The sequence below is a fragment of the Streptacidiphilus sp. EB103A genome (assembly GCF_041261405.1).
In the GTDB taxonomy this organism is placed as follows: domain Bacteria; phylum Actinomycetota; class Actinomycetes; order Streptomycetales; family Streptomycetaceae; genus Streptacidiphilus.
The window spans coordinates 48203-65176 of the sequence record NZ_JBGCAQ010000023.1 but is presented as its reverse complement, the minus strand read 5'-3'; the positions used below and the strand labels follow the sequence as shown (position 1 = coordinate 65176).

Here is a 16974-nt window from a genome sequence, read left to right as displayed (position 1 = left end):
TGTCGCGCACGCATTTCAGACAGCAGAGCCCGCGCCCCTAAAAGGCGAAGCAGGCGGCGCCGTCCTGATCCACCCCCTCCGGGCGGGAGGGGGTGGGCCTCAGCGGCGGACAATGCCTCGGCCGGCCACTGGGACGCCTGCGCCTGGGGAGCGGCGCTGGCCCGGGAAGGGGACTCCTGGGACGCCGGCGACCGCGGGCGCTGCCGCGACGGGGGCCTGGGCGATGCAGACCTGGACGCCGTGGTCGGCGAGGGCGTCCAGCTCGCGCGAGGCCTCCTCGGAGAGGCCGGACTGCTCGTCCGTGACCAGGCAGGCGATGTTCTCGGTCGCCACGGTCTGGAACATGGTGTCCGACCCGAGCTTCCCGTGGTCCGCCAGCACGACCACCTCCGCCGCGGCGGCGACCAGGGCCCGGTCCACGCTCGCCGACAGCATGTTGGTCGTGGAGAGCCCCCGCTCCGCGGTCAGCCCGCTGCCCGACACAAAGGCCCGCGAGACCCGCAGCCCCTGCAGGGACTGCTCGGCCCCGCTGCCCACAAGGGCATAGTTCGACCCGCGCAACGTGCCCCCGGTCATCACCACCTCCACCCTGTTGGCATGGGCCAGCGCCTGGGCCACCAGCAACGAGTTGGTGACCACGGTCAGCCCCGGCACCCGGGCCAGCCGTCGGGCCAGCTCCTGCGTCGTGGTCCCGGCGCCCACCACGATCGCGTCGCCCTCGGCGACCATCGTGGCGGCGTAGTCGGCGATGGCCGACTTCTCGGCGGCGGCTAGATGGGTCTTCTGCGGATATCCGGGCTCTCTGGAGAGACCGCCGGGGAGCACTGCGCCCCCGTGGCGACGGTCGAGAAGGCCTTCGGCCTCCAGAGCGCGCACGTCCCGACGGACGGTCACTTCGGAGGTCTGGACGACTCGGGCGAGCTCCCGGAGCGAAACCGCTCCATTGGCGCGCACCATTTCGAGGATCAATTGGCGACGTTCTGCTGCGAACACGAAACAGACGGTAACGTGCATGACCATCTGCTTTCAGGCGTTTGCACCTAGTAGTCGAAGTTGTCCGCCACGGAACGGCGCACAGAACTACAATGCGCGCCGGTCCGTACCAACTTCACGCCCCCAGCCCTCAGGCCCCCGGGGAACTCCCCGAGGCCCGCTTGCGGATGTGCAGCTGCCGCGCCGCCTCCGCGATCGACCCGGAGACCGACGGGTACACCGTGAAGGCGCTCGCCACCTGCTCCACCGTCAGATTGTTGTCCACCGCCAGCGAGATCGGATGGATCAGCTCGCTGGCCCGGGGCGCCACGACCACACCGCCCACCACGATCCCGGTGCCCGGGCGGCAGAACAGCTTCACGAAGCCGTCTCTGATGCCCTGCATCTTGGCCCTCGGGTTGCCGCGCAGCGGCAGCTTCACGCAGACCGCGTCCATCTTCCCGCACTCGACGTCGGCGGCGCTGTAGCCGACCGTGGCGATCTCCGGGTCGGTGAAGACATTGGAGGCGACGGTCTTCAGGTTCAGCGGCTGCACCGCGTCGCCCAGCGCGTGGTACATCGCAATGCGCCCCTGCATGGCCGCGACCGAGGCCAGCATGAACACCCCGGTGACGTCGCCCGCCGCGTACACCCCGGGGGCGGAGGTCCGCGACACCCGGTCCACCTTGACCTGCCCGCCCTCGGTCAGCCGGACCCCGGCCTCCTCCAGGCCCATCGCACCGGTGTTGGGGATGGAACCGACGGCCATCAGACAGTGCGACCCGGTGATGACCCGACCGTCGGACAGGGTCACCTCCACCTTGTCGCCGACACGCTGCACCGACTCGGCCCGCGAGCGCGACATCACGTTCATCCCGCGCCGCCGGAACACGTCCTCCAGCACCGTGGCGGCGTCCGGGTCCTCGCCGGGCAGAACCCGGTCGCGGCTGGAGACCAGGGTCACCCGCGAGCCCAGGGCCTGGTAGGCGCCGGCGAACTCGGCGCCGGTCACCCCCGATCCCACCACGATGAGCTCCTCGGGGAGCTCGTCCAGGTCGTAGACCTGGGTCCAGTTCAGGATCCGCTCGCCGTCCGGGACGGCGTCCGGCAGCTCCCGCGGCCGGGTGCCGGTCGCTATCAGCACCACATCGGCCCGCAGCTCCTGCGTGCCGCCCTCGGCGAGGTCGACCACGACCCCGCGCGAGCCGTCCACGGCCTGGCCGCCGGCCGCCAGTCGGCCGAAGCCGCGCAGCAGGGTGACGCCCGCCCGGGTGACGGACTGGGTGATGTCGTGCGACTGCGCGACCGCCAGCCGCTTGACCCGTCGGTTGACCTTCCCCAGGTCGACGCCGACCACCCGGGCCCCGGAGGTCGGAGTGTCATCCGCGACCTTGATCCCCAGCTCCTCGTAGGAGCTGTCGAAGCTGGTCATCACCTCAGCCGTGGCGATCAGGGTCTTGGACGGTACACAGTCCGTCAAAACCGCCGCGCCGCCGAGGCCGTCGCGGTCGACGACGGTCACCTCCGCGCCGAGGTCCGCGGCGACGAGCGCCGCCTCGTATCCGCCAGGTCCGCCACCGATGATCACAATCCGAGTCACATACGCCATTGTCCCGCACCTCGGCGACTCCGTGACACCGGGCTGGCCCGTACGGGCCCGACCCGTCCCTCCCACCTGCCCCACCTCCCGTACGCTGTGACCCATGTCGCTCTACGCCGCGTACGCCAGCAACCTCGACGCACGCCAGATGAGCCGTCGGGCCCCGCATTCGCCGCTCCGCTGCACCGGCTGGCTGGACGGCTGGCGGCTGACCTTCGGCGGCGAGCAGTTCGGCTGGGAGGGCTCGATCGCCACGGTGGTCGAGGACGAGAAGGACCAGGTCTTCGTCGGCCTCTACGACATCGCCCCGGGCGACGAGGCGGGCCTGGACCGCTGGGAGGGCCTGCCGCAGGGCTTCTACCGCAAGCTCAAGGTCCGGGTGCACACCCTGGAGGGCGACCTCACCGCCTGGACCTACGTCCTCAACGACTACGAGGGCGGCCTCCCCTCGGCCCGCTACCTCGGCATCATCGCCGACGCCGCCGAATCGGCCGGCGCCCCCCACGACTACGTGATGGACCTACGCAAGCGCCCCTGCTGACAGGAAGCACACCGTCTGCTCGACGCGGTTCCGGAGGACCGGCTCGCCGACGCCGTCGAGCTGCTGCGCCAGTACCGGGGGGCTACTGGCAGGACCTACAGACCGAATCGGGCCACATGCCTGAAATGTCATCCGATCGTTCTTCTACGCGCGTAGGGCGAACAGATATCCTCGTTGGTGTGAACGCATCCACTCAGCCTGTCGCCGCTGCTGCCAACGGCATCCAGCACCCCACCGACCCGTACGCACCCTACGCCGCCGCCAAGGAGGCCGCCGCCGTTCTGCGGGACCTCACCGGGGTGGAGAACCACGACGTAGCGCTGGTCATGGGCTCCGGCTGGGTCCCCGCCGCCGACGCGCTCGGCACGCCCGACCACGAGTTCCCGATCACCGCGCTGCCCGGGTTCGCGCCGCCCGCCGTCGCCGGGCACTCCGGGATGGTCCGCTCGATCGGCATCGGCGGCATCCGCGCCCTGGTCTTCCTCGGCCGCACCCACTTCTACGAGGGCCACGGCGTCGCCGCCGTCGCCCACGGGGTGCGCACCGCCGTCGCCGCCGGCTGCCGGACGGTGATCCTCACCAACGGCTGCGGCGGGCTGCGCGAGGGCATGTCGGCCGGACAGCCGGTCCTCATCAGCGATCACATCAACCTGACCGCGGCCTCCCCGATCGTCGGCGCGAACTTCATCGACCTCACCGACCTGTACTCGGCGCGGCTGCGCGCCCTGTGCCAGGAGGTCGACCCGAGCCTGGAGGAGGGCGTCTACGTCCAGTTCCCCGGCCCGCACTACGAGACCCCCGCCGAGATCAACATGGTCCGCGCCATCGGCGGCGACCTGGTCGGCATGTCCACCACGCTGGAGGCCATCGCCGCCCGCGAGGCCGGCGCCGAGGTCCTCGGTCTGTCGCTGGTCACCAACCTGGCGGCCGGCATCACCGGCGAGCCGCTGAACCACGCCGAGGTCCTGGAGGCCGGCCGCACCTCGGCCACCCGGATGGGCGCGCTGCTCGCCAAGCTGCTCGAGCGCCTCTGATCCGCCGCTCGATCCGCTCCGCACGGCATCCGCATGGCATCCGTCAATCCCCCGATGGATGCCATGCTCGTTGTAACGCCCGCACCGAAGGAAAGTGACAGTGATGACGCTGCCCCCCGACACCGCCGACCTGCTGGCGCGGGCCCGCACCTGGCTCGCCGAGGACCCCGACCCGGACACCCGCGCCGAGCTCGCCGACCTCCTCGCCTCGGCCGAGGGCCCGGCCGAGGAGCAGCAGTGCGCCGCCTGGTCGGAGCTGGCCGAGCGCTTCGCCGGGACGCTCCAGTTCGGCACCGCGGGGCTGCGCGGGGAGATGGGTGCGGGACCGATGCGGATGAACCGCGCCGTGGTGATCCGCGCCGCCGCCGGGCTCGCCGCCTACGTGGGCAAGCGCAGCCCGGGCGGCCTGGTGGTGATCGGCTACGACGCCCGGCACAAGTCGTACGACTTCGCCCGCGACACCGCCGCCGTGGTCGTCGCGGCCGGTCTGCGCGCCGTGCTGCTGCCGGGCCCGCTGCCCACCCCGGTGCTCGCCTTCGCCGTGCGGCACCTGGACGCGGCGGCCGGGGTCATGGTGACGGCCAGCCACAACCCGCCCCGCGACAACGGCTACAAGGTCTACCTCGGCGGCGAACTGGAGGGCGCGCAGATCGTGCCGCCGCACGACGCGGGCATCGCCGCCGAGATCGACGCGGTCGCCGCGCTGGCGGACGTCCCGCTGGCCGCCGACGGCTGGGAGGTACCGGATCGGGACGCGGTCCTGGACCCGTACCTGGCCCGCGCCGCCGGACTGGTCGACCCGGGCAGCCCCCGCGAGCTGTCCGTGGTCTACACCCCCATGCACGGTGTCGGCCGGGACGCCTTCCTCGCCGCGTTCGAGCGCGCCGGTTTCCCGGCCCCGGCCGTCGTCGCCGCCCAGGCCGACCCGGACCCGGACTTCCCCACCGTCGGCTTCCCCAACCCCGAGGAACCGGGGGCGATGGACCTGGCGTTCGAGACGGCCAAGGCGCTGGGCCCCGACATCGTGATCGCCAACGACCCGGACGCCGACCGGCTGGCCGTCGCCGTCCCGGACGCCGACAGCCCCTCGGGCTGGCGGATGCTGCGCGGCGACGAGGTCGGCGTGCTGCTCGCGGCGCATGTGGTGAACAAGCAAGCCGAAGGCACCTTCGCCACCACCATCGTCTCCTCCTCGCTGCTGTCGCGGATCGCCGCGGCGGCGGGGCTCGGCTACGCCGAGACGCTGACCGGCTTCAAGTGGATCTCCCGCGCCCCCGGTCTGCGCTACGGCTACGAGGAGGCGCTGGGCTACTGCGTCGACCCGGACGCCGTCCGCGACAAGGACGGCATCAGCGCCGCCCTGCTGCTGGCCGAACTCGCCGCGGGCCTGAAGGCCGCCGGCCGCACCCTCGGCGACCTGCTCGACGAGCTGGCCCTCGGCCACGGCCTGCACGCCACCGACCAGCTCGCGGTCCGGGTGGCCGACCTGCGCCTGATCGCCGCGGCCATGTCCAGGCTGCGCGAGCAGCCTCCGGTCGCCCTCGCCGGGCTGCGGGTCGACTCGGCCGACGACCTGGAGCAGGGCAGCGCCGACCTCCCGCCGACCGACGGGCTGCGCTACCGCCTCAGCGGCCCGGGGGTCGACTCGGCGCGGGTCGTGGTCCGCCCCTCGGGGACGGAGCCCAAGCTCAAGTGCTACCTGGAGGTCGTCGTCCCGGTCGCCTCGGCGGACGCCCTCGCCGCGGCCCGGTCCGCGGCCGCCGGGCTGCTGGCCGCGCTGAAGCGTGACCTCTCGGCGGCTGCCGGCATCTGACGCGCTGTCGGCGGCCCCCCGTAGGGTGGGCGCCATGGAGACGACGGAGCAGCAGACGCCGGACCACCACCAGCAGCCGCCCACCAGCCCGCCTCCCGGCGCGGACCGTCTGATCGACGTCCCCGGCGTACGCAATCTGCGCGACGCCGGGGGCTTCGGCACGGCCGACGGCGGCCGGATACGCCTCGGCCTGCTCTACCGCTCCGCCTCGCTCTGCGAGTTGAGCCCGGACGGCGCGGGCCGGCTGGCCGCGCTGGGTCTGCGCACCGTCGTGGACCTGCGCAGCGCGGAGGAGTTGGTGCACTGGCCGAACCAGCGCCACGGCCTGGACTTCGAGCTGGTCTCGCTGCCCACGCTCCCGCCGCTGGAGGGCTCGTCGGCCAACCCGGAGACGGCGGCGGACGTCAGCGAACGGCACCGGCAGCCGGAGGACCCGCAGGAGGACGGAATGACCGGGATGTACTCCTACATGGCCGATACGGCGGGCCCGCCGATCGTGGCCTGCATCCGGCAGTTGACCGCCCCCGGCGCGCTCCCGGCGCTGGTCCACTGCGCGGTCGGCAAGGACCGCACCGGGGTGACCATCGCCGTCATCCTCTCCGCGCTCGGCGTCGCCGACGCCGACATCACCGCGGACTTCGCCCTCTCCAACGCGGGCCTGGGCCTGCTGAACGGCCCGGTCTACTACGTCGACGAACACGGGGTGGAACGGCCTTCACGGCCCGTCCGCACCGAGCTCCTGGCGCTGTTCCTCCGCAAGGTCCATGCACGGCACGGGACCACTGCCGGGTTCCTTCGGCATCACGGGTTGCACGTCGAGGAACTCGCCCGACTCCGGGAACTGCTCGTCCAGGGAGCGTGACCACCCTGGTCGGCTAGCCGGTCCTGACCCAGATCCGGTACGAGCCCCACCCGTTGCGGAAGGGCAGGGCGGCGAGCAGACGGTAGTGGGCACTCTTGTCGAGTTGGGCGGCGACGAAGGCGTCGGTGTCCTTGGTCGTCGTCCCGTCCAGGACGACCAGGTTGAAGTAGCCCTCGCTGATCGCCGTCGCATAGCCGTCGTTGCCGCTGTGGGAGCGGCCCTTCTTGTCGCGGTAGGTGATGTTGTAGGTGGAGGTCCACTGCTGCTGACTGGTCTGGTCGCGCAGGTAGTAGAGGGGAACTTCGTAGGCCGTGGCCAGATAGTGGCCCTTGTCGTCGACATGGCTCTTGAGCGTCGCGACCAGTGAGCTGGAGTCGGGCCACACGGCGTAGCGGGCCTGGCTCTGCGCGAGTCCGAGGCACAGCAGGACGACCCAGAGGAGTATGCCGAGCTGGGGGTAGCGGAAGTGGGCGCCGACCAGACGGGTCAACCCGACGCCGGCCATCGGGGCGGCGAACAGCAGGCCGAAGCCGACATGCTTGAACAGCGATTGAGTGGTCTGCAGATGTGCCTGGTAGGCCGGAGCCAGCAGCGCGGAGCCGCAGAGAACCAAGCCGAGGATGAGCCGGCGACGCCATCCCGGACCGCTCAGCCGCCACGAGAGCGGCGACTCGTTCATCCGCCCCCTCCTGGTGTAGCTCCACGCCCCCGCGCAGGCGGTGAGGAAGACCAGACCGCTCCACTGCGCCGAGAAGTCGAACACGGTCATCAGGCTGTCGGTGCCGTGGGCGCGGTTGGTCGTCGTCGTCTGCACACCGCGGAGGACAGCGGTGTAGTACAGCGCGATCCCGCCGACCGCCGCCACGCCCGCGCCCAGGAGCACCCCGCGCCAGAGCGAGCGGAAACCGCGGTGCGGCCAGGCCGAGAGCACGGCGAGGAGCACGATGGTCGGCAGGTAGAGCGCTGCCGCGTACTTGACCGCGACGGCGAGGACAGCGGTCGGCGCGGCGAGCATGACGGCCGCCATGGGCGCGCGATCGGTGCGGACCACGATCCAGGTGGTGAGCGCCAGCAGGAACAGGGCGGCCGCGTCGTAGGTGGCGAAGTTGCCGAGGACGACCGTCGACTGCGCAACGGCGAAGACTGCCGCCGCAGCCAGGGCCGCCCTCTCGTTGAACATCCGCCGGGTCATGGAGTAGAGCAACGCACTGGTGCCCAGCATGAACAGCAGGCTCAGCACGCGGGCCCCGATCAGACCGAAGTGCGAGTCGACCGCGGCGGCGAGCACCGGATAGAGGACCGGCGATCCGGAGAAGTAGGCGTTGTAGTCGATCGGCAGGGGTGTGCCGTGCAGCAGGTGCGCGATCTCCGCATGGCCTGCGTACAGGTACAGCGCCTCGTCCTGGAACGCGGAGTTGTGCAGGCGCAGCGACAGGATCGCCTGGACGAGCAGGATGACGCCGAGCAGGCAGCGGCTGACCCAGGTCCGCCGCCTGCTGGGGTCCATGTCCCAGCCGGCCTCGGGTACCGGGGGGACGACGAAGCCGGGCTCGGTCGAGATCTGGCGCAGGGCGACGGTCTCGTCGTCGTGCGGCGGCCAGTCGTCGTACTCGGCCGTGGGGGCGGCATCGCCCTCGCGCTGCTGCGGAACCGTGCCGGTGCCGGATTCGAACCACGGGTGCGGCTCGCCCAGGGTGTCTCGGCCGCCGTGGGGAGCCGGGTCGCCGGTAAAGCTCATATCGGGTCGTGTCTCCAGATGTCCATCGAGCAGCTCACGTCATGAACGTCCATGTTCATCACGGGTGCCGGGCGTCGAAACCGAACAGCTTGTCGGTGGCAAGGCGCTTGAACTCCTGCAGCGCTGCGGGATGGGCCTGAAGCCGCCAATCTGCCAGCTTGGCGTAGTTGAACCAGATGAAGCCGAGGAAGTCGTTGCGACCGGCGACGCCGGTGAAGAGGGCCTTCACCTCGCTCGCCTTCCCCGCCTCGGAGGCCGTCTCGATGATGATGAAGGGCTTGCTGCTGAAGGTCCGGACCTCGTCGACCGTCGGACCGAACACGGTCGAGAAGGTGTTGCTGGTCCCGATGGTGAAGTAGCCGACGAGGCCGACCCAGTCCACGTAGGCGTCACCCGGGTAGTAGGGCTTGAGCTTCACGCTCTTCACCGGATTGATGATGTTGGGGGACCAGGCCCAGATCACGTTGGTCGCACCCACGGCGCCGAAGACGTCGTGCATGTGCCGATAGGCGGCCACATAGTCCGCGGGGGTCGTGTTCTGGGTGCCCCAGTTGTCCCAGTGGCCGTTGAACTCGTCGGCGAAGTCGATCACCACAGGGAGGTTCAGCTTCAGCACGGCCGCCGCGTACTTCCGCAGGTAGTCGTCGGTCTTTCCGGCCGCGATGTCCTTCAGGGAGACGGACTTGGGCTCCCAGGACATCAGGGTCAGGGAACCGTTCTGCCATGCGCGGCGAACCGCCGAGGCGTCGAATCCGGCGCCCCATTCCGCGTAGTACTCAAGGAGGTTCGGCTGCTTGCCGACCATGGCCGTGTAGGAGTCGAGCGGGCCGAGCTGGTCCGGCACCTTGTCCAGTGCCACGCCGAAGTACTTCTTCGCGGGATGGAGCAACGAGGTCACATTGAACGGAGGCGCTGACGCACCGGCGGCGGTCGCCGCGGCCGTCGGTGCCGTCGTGGACGAGCCGCCGTGCGCGGGCGAGGACCGGGAGCAACCGCTCACGACGAGGAGGACGGCGCAGACTGCCGCCGCGCCCGCCGCGGTCCCTCGTCGAACAGCCGTCACGCCGCGACCTCCTGGGCACGTGGCTGGACCAGGCAGCGGCCGACGACGAGTGCGTAGAACAGGCCGCTGGAGAGCACCAGCGCGAAGTCGGGCGGGTAGAGCGCGAACATCCGCCACACGGCGATCGCGACCCAGGCCACGGCCGTTCCACCGCTCCACACGATGAGGCCGATCCAGAAGCGGCGGGTCTGGTTCTTCTTGGCGCCGGACGATCCGGTGGGCTGCCAGCCCATGCGGTTCCTGCGCAGGATGTCCCAGATGGCGAAGACGTGGGCCCAGCCGTACATCATGCGGGCCGACCAGGCTTCCAGCCGGTAGGGGGCCCGGTGCCAGATCGGAAATATGAGTGTGGTGTAGACGAGGCTGGGCAGGACCAGCCACATGTTGTGCCACTGCAGCTTGTCCGGCATGAAGAGCAGCAGCATGATCGGGATGATCGGGGCCGCGAACGTGAACAGCGCGGTGTGGATGTAGTAGAAGAATCCGGACATGTAGCACAGTCGGCTGGAGAACTTGAGTTTGCGCTCCCAGAACTTCCGGCTGCCCAGCAGGCTCATCGAACCGGAGCACCAGCGGTACTGCTGGTTGAAGAACGCGCCCGCGGTGTCCGGGCAGACCCCCGTCGAGACGGCGATGGGGACGTACCGGAGGTCCCATCCCAGACCGCGCAGGTCGAAGCCGGTGTGCACATCCTCGGAGTGCTCGATGAGGGTGGTGCCGCCGTTGGTCTCCAGTGCGGCCCGACGATAGACCGCGCAACTGCCCACGCAGATCGCGCCGTCACTGCCCTGACGCGACACCTGCACGGAGCGGTAGAACAGCTCCTGCACCGCACCGGCCCCGCGCTCGATCCAGTTCTGCGAATCCATCACCCGGAAGTGCTGCGGCGACTGCACGATGCCTATGCCCTCGTCGGCCTCCATGTACGGAAGCAGCTCCTCCAGGAGGTCCGCGCGCGGCGTGAAGTCGGCGTCGAGGATGAGGATGTACTTCCCGGCGGTCTGGGTGTAGCCGAAGTGCAGGTTGCCGGCCTTCTTGAACCAGCCGCGATTCTCGCGGGTGCCGTAGCGGAACCCGAAGTGCGCTGCCATCGCCCTGAGTTCGGGGCTGGCACCGTCGTCGAGGACGAACGGCACCACGGTCCCCGGGTAGCGGTCGACCAGCCGGCGCACATGCGTCCAGGTGTTGTGCAGGACCTCGATCGGCTCTCCGCACACCGGAAGGAACACATCGACGTCGGGGTAGACCTCGGGACGCCATCCGCGGACCAGCCTCTTGTGCGCCTTGACGTCGAAGTCGCGCGAGAAGCCGTTGACCCGCAAGGAGATGAGGTAGTACACGATCGTGAAGGCCAGGACCGGCATGTACGCCCACATCAGGCTGGTGGACGACGCCAGCGAGACCTGGCTCGCCACCAGGCAGCAGAAGCTGACCATGGAACTGAGCGTGAGCACCCACAGGTAGCGCTTGGCGTACGAGTACTTCTCGGCGTCCGAGGGCGGCTCAGGCAGCAGGCCCACCTGCTGCGGCCGGCCCGCACGCTGCCGCCGCCGCTCCGGTGCCACGCCGCGGCCGCCGGTGCGCCCCGGATTGGTTACCGCCATGGCATCTTTCCTTCTGGCACGGAGGTGGGCCCTGTCGTCGACCCTCGGAGAGAACACAGGCCGTCCGGTTTCGAACATGAAGGCGAGATGCCGGAGCTTATCCGAATTATGGAGGCGGGGTGTGCATCCCGTTGAGTGCATCGCGCCACACAGACGGAGCACATGCGACCATTTGTCATACCTTGGCCGACCTCCCGCCCTGCACCGGGCACACTTCCCATGCACGCGACAAGAAACAGCGCCCGAGCAACTGTTATCAGGAGGTGACCAACTAGGTACGGGCCGGTTCTACTTCGTACAAAAACTGATCTCCAGGGGCGCGGCCGGCGCTTACCGAAAGGCCTGCACCAAGCCTCAGCCCGCCGCGAGCAGCACGATCAGTGCGACCGCACCGGCCACCGCCGGGGCGACGACCCACCAGGTCCACGCCACCGCAACTGCGCCCTCGGCGCCCGACCGGTCCTCCTCGACTGCCCGCGCCCGGAGTTCGAGCAGTTCCTGGACCACCCGGTCGGCCCAGGCGACGCCCGGTCCCGCGCTGTCCGCCGAGCCGTAGGAGGCGGCGGCCGAGGAGCGGGAGAGTGCCGAGCGCAGCCCCGGCCCGCCGGGCGCGAAGCGGGAGTCCTGGCCGCGCCGGGAACTGATCACCGACGCGTCGCCCTTGGAGATCATCGACCTGCGGTTGGCCCGCTTGCGCTGCCGCAGGGACACCGGCACCGCCCAGACCTGGTACTTCCTCCCGTCCGCCCGGAGCTCCACGGACAGCGCCGCCTGCAGCGACTCGACCTGCTTCCAGGGCGCCGTGACGGTACGGAACGGGTTGCGGACCACCAGGCGGTCCTCGTTGGCCCGGACGACCGGCCACAGCGTGAAGGCGGTCACCAGCGGAACCGCCAGGAACAGCGTGGCCAGGGCGAACCAGGGGGTCTGCCCGTGCCCCTTGACCAGGGCGTCGACGCACAGCCACAGCGTGAGTGCGAGCAGCAGCACGCCGGCGGCCGCACCCGACCTGGAGCGGTAGCTCCGGTCGGCGTAGCCGGGGGCGGGGGTGGTGCTCGGTGCGGGGGTCGGTGCTGCCTTGGCATCCTGGCCGGGGGTCTCCTGGCCAGGCACGTCAGGGCCCTGGGAGTCGCTCATGGTGAACGATTCTGCCTCAGCCGAGCGCCACCATCTCCCGGGGTCGAATTGCGATATGGCATCGAGGGCCGTCCTGACGGAGCAGCCGTAAGTCACACCGGCCGGGTACTGACGAAACGCTACGCGTGTAGATATGCTGATCTGGTGAGCATGCCCACCTCTCCCCCGCCCCCAGTCGCCGACGGGGTCGCCGCTGTCGCCGACGGCGCCCGCGAAAGCCTCGCCGAGGTCGCCTCCTCGGAGGCGACCCTGCGCCGCTTCCTGCACGGGCTGCCCGGTATCGACGCCGTCGGCCTCCAGGCGCGAGCCGCCTCGCTCGGCACCCGGTCCATCAAGACCACCGCCAAGGCGTACGCCATCGACCTGGCCATCTCCATGATCGACCTGACCACGCTGGAGGGTGCGGACACCCCCGGCAAGGTGCGATCGCTCTGCGCCAAGGCGATGCGCCCCGACCCGAGCGACCCGTCGACGCCGCGCACCGCCGCCGTCTGCGTCTATCCCGACATGGTGCCCTTCGCCCACGCCGCCGTGGCCGGCAGCGGGGTGCAGGTCGCCTCGGTCGCCACCGCGTTCCCGTCCGGGCGCGCCGGGCTGCCGGTGAAGCTCGCCGACACCGCCGAGGCCGTGGCCGCCGGCGCCGACGAGATCGACATGGTGATCGACCGGGGCGCCTGCCTCTCCGGCCGCTACCTGGAGGTCTTCGAGACCATCCGGGCGATCAAGGGGGCGTGCCTTCGTCCTGACGGAACGGCCGCACACCTCAAGGTGATCTTCGAGACCGGCGAGCTGCAGACCTACGACAACATCCGCCGCGCCTCCTGGCTGGCGATGATCGCCGGCGCCGACTTCATCAAGACCTCCACCGGCAAGGTCGCCGTCAACGCGACTCCGGCCAACACCCTGGTGCTGATGGAGGCGGTCCGCGACTTCCGCGCCGCCACCGGCGTCCAGGTGGGCGTGAAGCCCGCCGGGGGCATCCGTACCACCAAGGACGCCATGAAGTACCTGGTGACCGTGAACGAGGTGCTGGGCGACGACTGGCTGTCCCCGGACTGGTTCCGCTTCGGCGCCTCCAGCCTGCTCAACGACCTGCTGATGCAGCGTCAGAAGCTGACCACCGGCCGGTACTCCGGTCCCGACTATGTGACGGTGGACTAGCCGTGGCCGACAAGAAGAAGCCCGAAGCCCCGACCGCGACGACCACGCAGACCGCGGCCCCCGGCCGCAAGCTGTTCGAGTACGCCCCCGCGCCCGAGTCCCGGGCCGCCGCCGGCGAGATCGCCAGCTCCTACGGCCACTACATCAACGGCGAGTTCGTCGAGAGCAGCGGCAAGGAGGCGCTGAAGACGGTGGACCCGTCCACCGAGCAGGTGCTCGCCGAGTTCGCGCAGGGCACCGAGGAGGACGTCGAACGCGCGGTCAAGGCAGCCCGTGACGCCTTCGGCCCCTGGTCGGCGCTGCCCGGCGCCGAGCGCGGCAAGTACCTGTTCCGGATCGCCCGGATCATCCAGGAACGCAGCCGCGAACTGGCCGTGCTGGAGTCGATCGACAACGGCAAGCCCATCCGGGAGACCCGTGACGTCGACCTGCCGCTGGTCGCCGCGCACTTCTTCTACTACGCCGGCTGGGCCGACAAGCTGGAGTTCGCCGGCTATGGACCCGACCCCCGGCCGGTCGGGGTGGCCGCCCAGGTGATCCCCTGGAACTTCCCGCTGCTGATGCTCGCCTGGAAGATCGCCCCGGCGCTGGCCACCGGCAACACCGTGGTCCTCAAGCCGGCCGAGACCACCCCGCTGACCGCGCTGCGCTTCGCCGAGATCTGCCGCCAGGCCGGCCTGCCCAAGGGCGTCGTCAACATCGTCACCGGCGACGGCCGCACCGGCGCCGCGCTGACCGCCCACCCCGGCGTCGACAAGGTCGCCTTCACCGGCTCCACCGACGTCGGCCGGGCCATCGCCCGCACCCTCGCCGGCACCCGTACCCGGCTGTCGCTGGAACTGGGCGGCAAGGCCGCGAACATCGTCTTCGACGACGCCCCGGTCGACCAGGCCGTCGAGGGCATCGTCGACGGGATCTTCTTCAACCAGGGCCACGTCTGCTGCGCGGGCTCCCGGCTGCTGGTCCAGGAGTCGGTCCACGACGAGGTCATGGACGCCCTCAAGCGCCGGATGGCGACGCTGCGGCTCGGCGACCCGCTGGACAAGAACACCGACATCGGCGCCATCAACTCCGCCGCCCAGCTGGCCCGCATCCGCGAGCTGACCGACGCGGGCGAGGCCGAGGGCGCCGAGCGCTGGTCGCCCGCCTGCGAGCTGCCGTCCGCCGGCTACTGGTTCGCACCGACGGTGTTCACCAACGTCAGCGCCACCCACCGGGTGGCCCGCGAGGAGATCTTCGGCCCGGTGCTGTCGGTGCTGACCTTCCGCACCCCGGAGGAGGCCGTCGCCAAGGCCAACAACACCCCGTACGGACTCTCGGCCGGCATCTGGACCGAGAAGGGCTCGCGCATTCTCTGGATGGCGTCCAAGCTCCGGGCCGGCGTGGTGTGGTCCAACACCTTCAACAAGTTCGACCCGACCTCGCCCTTCGGCGGCTACAAGGAGTCGGGCTACGGCCGCGAGGGCGGTCGCCACGGGCTGGAGGCCTACCTCGATGTCTGAGACCGAAACCCGTATCGCTGGGACCCGTATCAACGTCATGAAGACCTACAAGCTGTTCGTCGGGGGCGCGTTCCCCCGCTCCGAGAGCGGACGGGTGTACGAGGTGACCGACCGCAAGACCGGCGAGTGGCTCGCCAACGTCCCGCAGGGCACCCGCAAGGACACCCGCGACGCGGTCGGCGCCGCCCGCAAGGCCGTCGGCGGCTGGTCCGGCGCGACCGCCTACAACCGCGGGCAGATCCTCTACCGCGCCGCCGAGATGCTGCAGGGCCGCCGCGAACAGTTCGCCGCCGAGGTCGCGGTGAGCGAGGGTGTCGGCGCCAAGAAGGCCGCCGCCCTGGTGGAGGCGGCCGTCGACCGCTGGGTCTGGTACGCGGGCTGGACCGACAAGGTCGCCCAGATCGCGGGGTCGGCCAACCCGGTCGCGGGCCCGTACTTCAACCTGAGCACCCCCGAGCCCACCGGCGTGGTCGGCGTGCTCGCCCCGACCCGGGGGAACGGCTTCTCGCTGCTCGGCCTGGTCTCCGCGATCGCCCCGGTCATCGCCACCGGCAACACCGTGGTGGTCGCCCTGGCCCCGGAGGCGCCGCTCCCCGGACTGTCCCTGGGCGAGGTGCTGGCCACCTCGGACCTCCCCGGCGGCGTGGTGAACCTGATCTCCGGACGGACCGAGGACATCGCCCCGACCCTGGCCTCCCACCAGGACGTCAACGCCCTGGACCTCACCGGTGTGAACTCGTCCGAAGGCCCCGGCTCGGCGCGCGCTCTGGAAACGCTCGCAGCGGATACCCTTAAACGTGTACGGCGTCCCGACGTCACCGACGACTGGACCGCCGCTCAGGGCACCGACCGCCTGCTGGCCTTCCTGGAGACCAAGACGGTTTGGCACCCGATGGGAATCTGACCTCAGGGTCGGCGACTCCCCCATAGACCGGGCGGCCCGCCCCACCCCCCCCTGGGCCGGTCGCCCGTTGAGAACGGGCACGCGCTCCTCCCCCCCGAGTGCGTGCCCGTTCGCTTTCGCTGTTCCCCCTGGTTCTGCTCGGGGCGGCCCATGCGTCAGACTGGTGTCCCGTGAGCAGCGATCCAGTGAACAGCCCGGTCCGGGCCCGAGTCGTCCTTTTGTGCGGGCCCTCCGGGTCGGGGAAGTCGACACTGGCGGAGCGCGCCGGGCTGCCGGTACTGCAGCTCGACGACTTCTACAAGGACGGGGACGACCCGACGATCCCGCCGCTCGCCGACGGCCAGGGCCCCGACTGGGACGACCCGGGGTCGTGGCACGCGGACGACGCGATGGCCGCGATCCGGGCGCTCTGCGGCGACGGGCGGGCCGAGATCCCGGTGTACTCGATCCCCGCCAACGGCCGGATCGGCACGCACACGCTGGTCCTGGACGGGGCCGCGGCGTTCATCGCGGAGGGGATCTTCGCCGCCGAGATCGTGCGGCGGTGCGAGGCCGAGGGGCTGCTCGGCGACGCGATCTGCCTGCGGAACCAGCCGGTGACCACCGCGTGGCGGCGGTTCCGGCGGGATGTCCGGGAGCGGCGGAAGTCGGTGCCGTATCTGTTGCACAGGGGTTGGCGGCTGATGCGGGCCGAGCGCGGGATCGTCTCCCGACAGGTTGCCCAAGGCGCGTACGCCTGCGGCGGGGCTGTGGCGCTGGGGCGGATCGTTGCACTGGGCAGTGGCGTGCACGTGCTTGAGGGGGCCGTGCGGTAGGTCCGGTTCTCGGGTGCGGCGTGTGCATGGCTTGTCGCGCAGTTCCCCGCGCCCCTGGGGGTCTGCAACTGGGCCAGTTGCACTTGCTAGGGGCGCGGGGAACTGCGCGAACAACCATCTACGGTCCGCAGCCGAAAATCCGGAACGGGCCCGGCCCGCCTCCCCCGAGGCCGGCCGTGCCCGTTCCGTTTCCTGCTGTCGCGAGACCCCCGCTCCCCCGAGCCGGGC

Annotated in this window: 14 protein-coding genes; 8 read left to right on the top strand and 6 right to left on the bottom strand. The window is 70.7% G+C overall.

The features are described 5' to 3' along the window. Positions 1-99 precede the first annotated feature (99 nt). Positions 100-993 carry a DeoR/GlpR family DNA-binding transcription regulator gene (locus tag ABH941_RS32670; RefSeq protein ID WP_370133206.1) on the bottom strand — a complete coding sequence of 298 codons (894 nt, stop codon included), beginning with the start codon at positions 991-993 and terminating at the stop codon, positions 100-102. 130 nt (positions 994-1123) lie between these two features. Further along, on the bottom strand, positions 1124-2581 hold the full coding sequence (locus ABH941_RS32665) for an NAD(P)H-quinone dehydrogenase (protein WP_370133205.1): 1458 nt from the start codon (positions 2579-2581) through the stop codon (positions 1124-1126). Positions 2582-2675: 94 nt separating this feature from the next. Between ABH941_RS32665 and ABH941_RS32660 the strand changes: the two genes are divergently transcribed. The 4 genes from ABH941_RS32660 to ABH941_RS32645 all read left to right on the top strand — a co-directional run bounded on the left by ABH941_RS32660 (position 2676) and on the right by ABH941_RS32645 (position 6822). Further along, positions 2676-3113 (top strand): gamma-glutamylcyclotransferase, encoded by a 438-nt coding sequence (locus tag ABH941_RS32660; RefSeq protein WP_134004210.1) that lies wholly within the window; start codon positions 2676-2678, stop codon positions 3111-3113. A 179-nt stretch (positions 3114-3292) separates the two neighbouring features. After that, the gene (locus tag ABH941_RS32655) at positions 3293-4147 is read left to right on the top strand and encodes a purine-nucleoside phosphorylase (RefSeq protein ID WP_370133204.1); all 855 of its coding nucleotides are present in this window, start codon (positions 3293-3295) and stop codon (positions 4145-4147) included. Between the two features lie 103 nt (positions 4148-4250). After that, positions 4251-5960 carry a phospho-sugar mutase gene (locus tag ABH941_RS32650; RefSeq protein WP_370133203.1) on the top strand — a complete coding sequence of 570 codons (1710 nt, stop codon included), beginning with the start codon at positions 4251-4253 and terminating at the stop codon, positions 5958-5960. 34 nt (positions 5961-5994) lie between these two features. After that, positions 5995-6822 (top strand): tyrosine-protein phosphatase, encoded by an 828-nt coding sequence (locus ABH941_RS32645; RefSeq protein WP_370133202.1) that lies wholly within the window; start codon positions 5995-5997, stop codon positions 6820-6822. Between the two features lie 13 nt (positions 6823-6835). Here ABH941_RS32645 and ABH941_RS32640 read toward each other — a convergent pair whose 3' ends face one another. The 4 genes from ABH941_RS32640 to ABH941_RS32625 form a co-directional block, all read right to left on the bottom strand. Further along, positions 6836-8560 carry an ArnT family glycosyltransferase gene (locus ABH941_RS32640; RefSeq protein WP_370133201.1) on the bottom strand — a complete coding sequence of 575 codons (1725 nt, stop codon included), beginning with the start codon at positions 8558-8560 and terminating at the stop codon, positions 6836-6838. 58 nt (positions 8561-8618) lie between these two features. After that, entirely contained in the window at positions 8619-9623 is a 1005-nt protein-coding gene (locus ABH941_RS32635; protein WP_370133200.1) for a glycoside hydrolase family 26 protein, read from the bottom strand. Beyond that, on the bottom strand, positions 9620-11227 hold the full coding sequence (locus tag ABH941_RS32630; RefSeq protein ID WP_370133199.1) for a glycosyltransferase family 2 protein: 1608 nt from the start codon (positions 11225-11227) through the stop codon (positions 9620-9622). The genes ABH941_RS32635 and ABH941_RS32630 overlap by 4 nt, the downstream gene beginning before the upstream one ends. Before the next feature lie 354 nt (positions 11228-11581). Then, a complete protein-coding gene (locus ABH941_RS32625) occupies positions 11582-12364 on the bottom strand; it encodes a PH domain-containing protein (RefSeq protein ID WP_370133198.1) in 783 nt (260 codons plus the stop codon). Positions 12365-12508: 144 nt separating this feature from the next. Here ABH941_RS32625 and deoC point away from each other — a divergent pair, with 144 nt between their 5' ends. The 4 genes from deoC (at position 12509) to ABH941_RS32605 (ending at position 16746) form a co-directional block, all read left to right on the top strand. Continuing rightward, positions 12509-13525: a deoxyribose-phosphate aldolase gene (gene deoC / locus ABH941_RS32620; RefSeq protein WP_370133197.1), complete on the top strand. Its 1017-nt coding sequence runs from the start codon at positions 12509-12511 to the stop codon at positions 13523-13525. A 71-nt stretch (positions 13526-13596) separates the two neighbouring features. Continuing rightward, the gene (locus tag ABH941_RS32615; RefSeq protein WP_370133276.1) at positions 13597-15027 is read left to right on the top strand and encodes an aldehyde dehydrogenase family protein; all 1431 of its coding nucleotides are present in this window, start codon (positions 13597-13599) and stop codon (positions 15025-15027) included. Beyond that, entirely contained in the window at positions 15020-15931 is a 912-nt protein-coding gene (locus tag ABH941_RS32610) for an aldehyde dehydrogenase family protein (RefSeq protein WP_370133196.1), read from the top strand. The genes ABH941_RS32615 and ABH941_RS32610 overlap by 8 nt, the downstream gene beginning before the upstream one ends. Before the next feature lie 170 nt (positions 15932-16101). Further along, the gene (locus ABH941_RS32605; protein ID WP_370133195.1) at positions 16102-16746 is read left to right on the top strand and encodes a uridine kinase; all 645 of its coding nucleotides are present in this window, start codon (positions 16102-16104) and stop codon (positions 16744-16746) included. Positions 16747-16974: the final 228 nt, after the last annotated feature.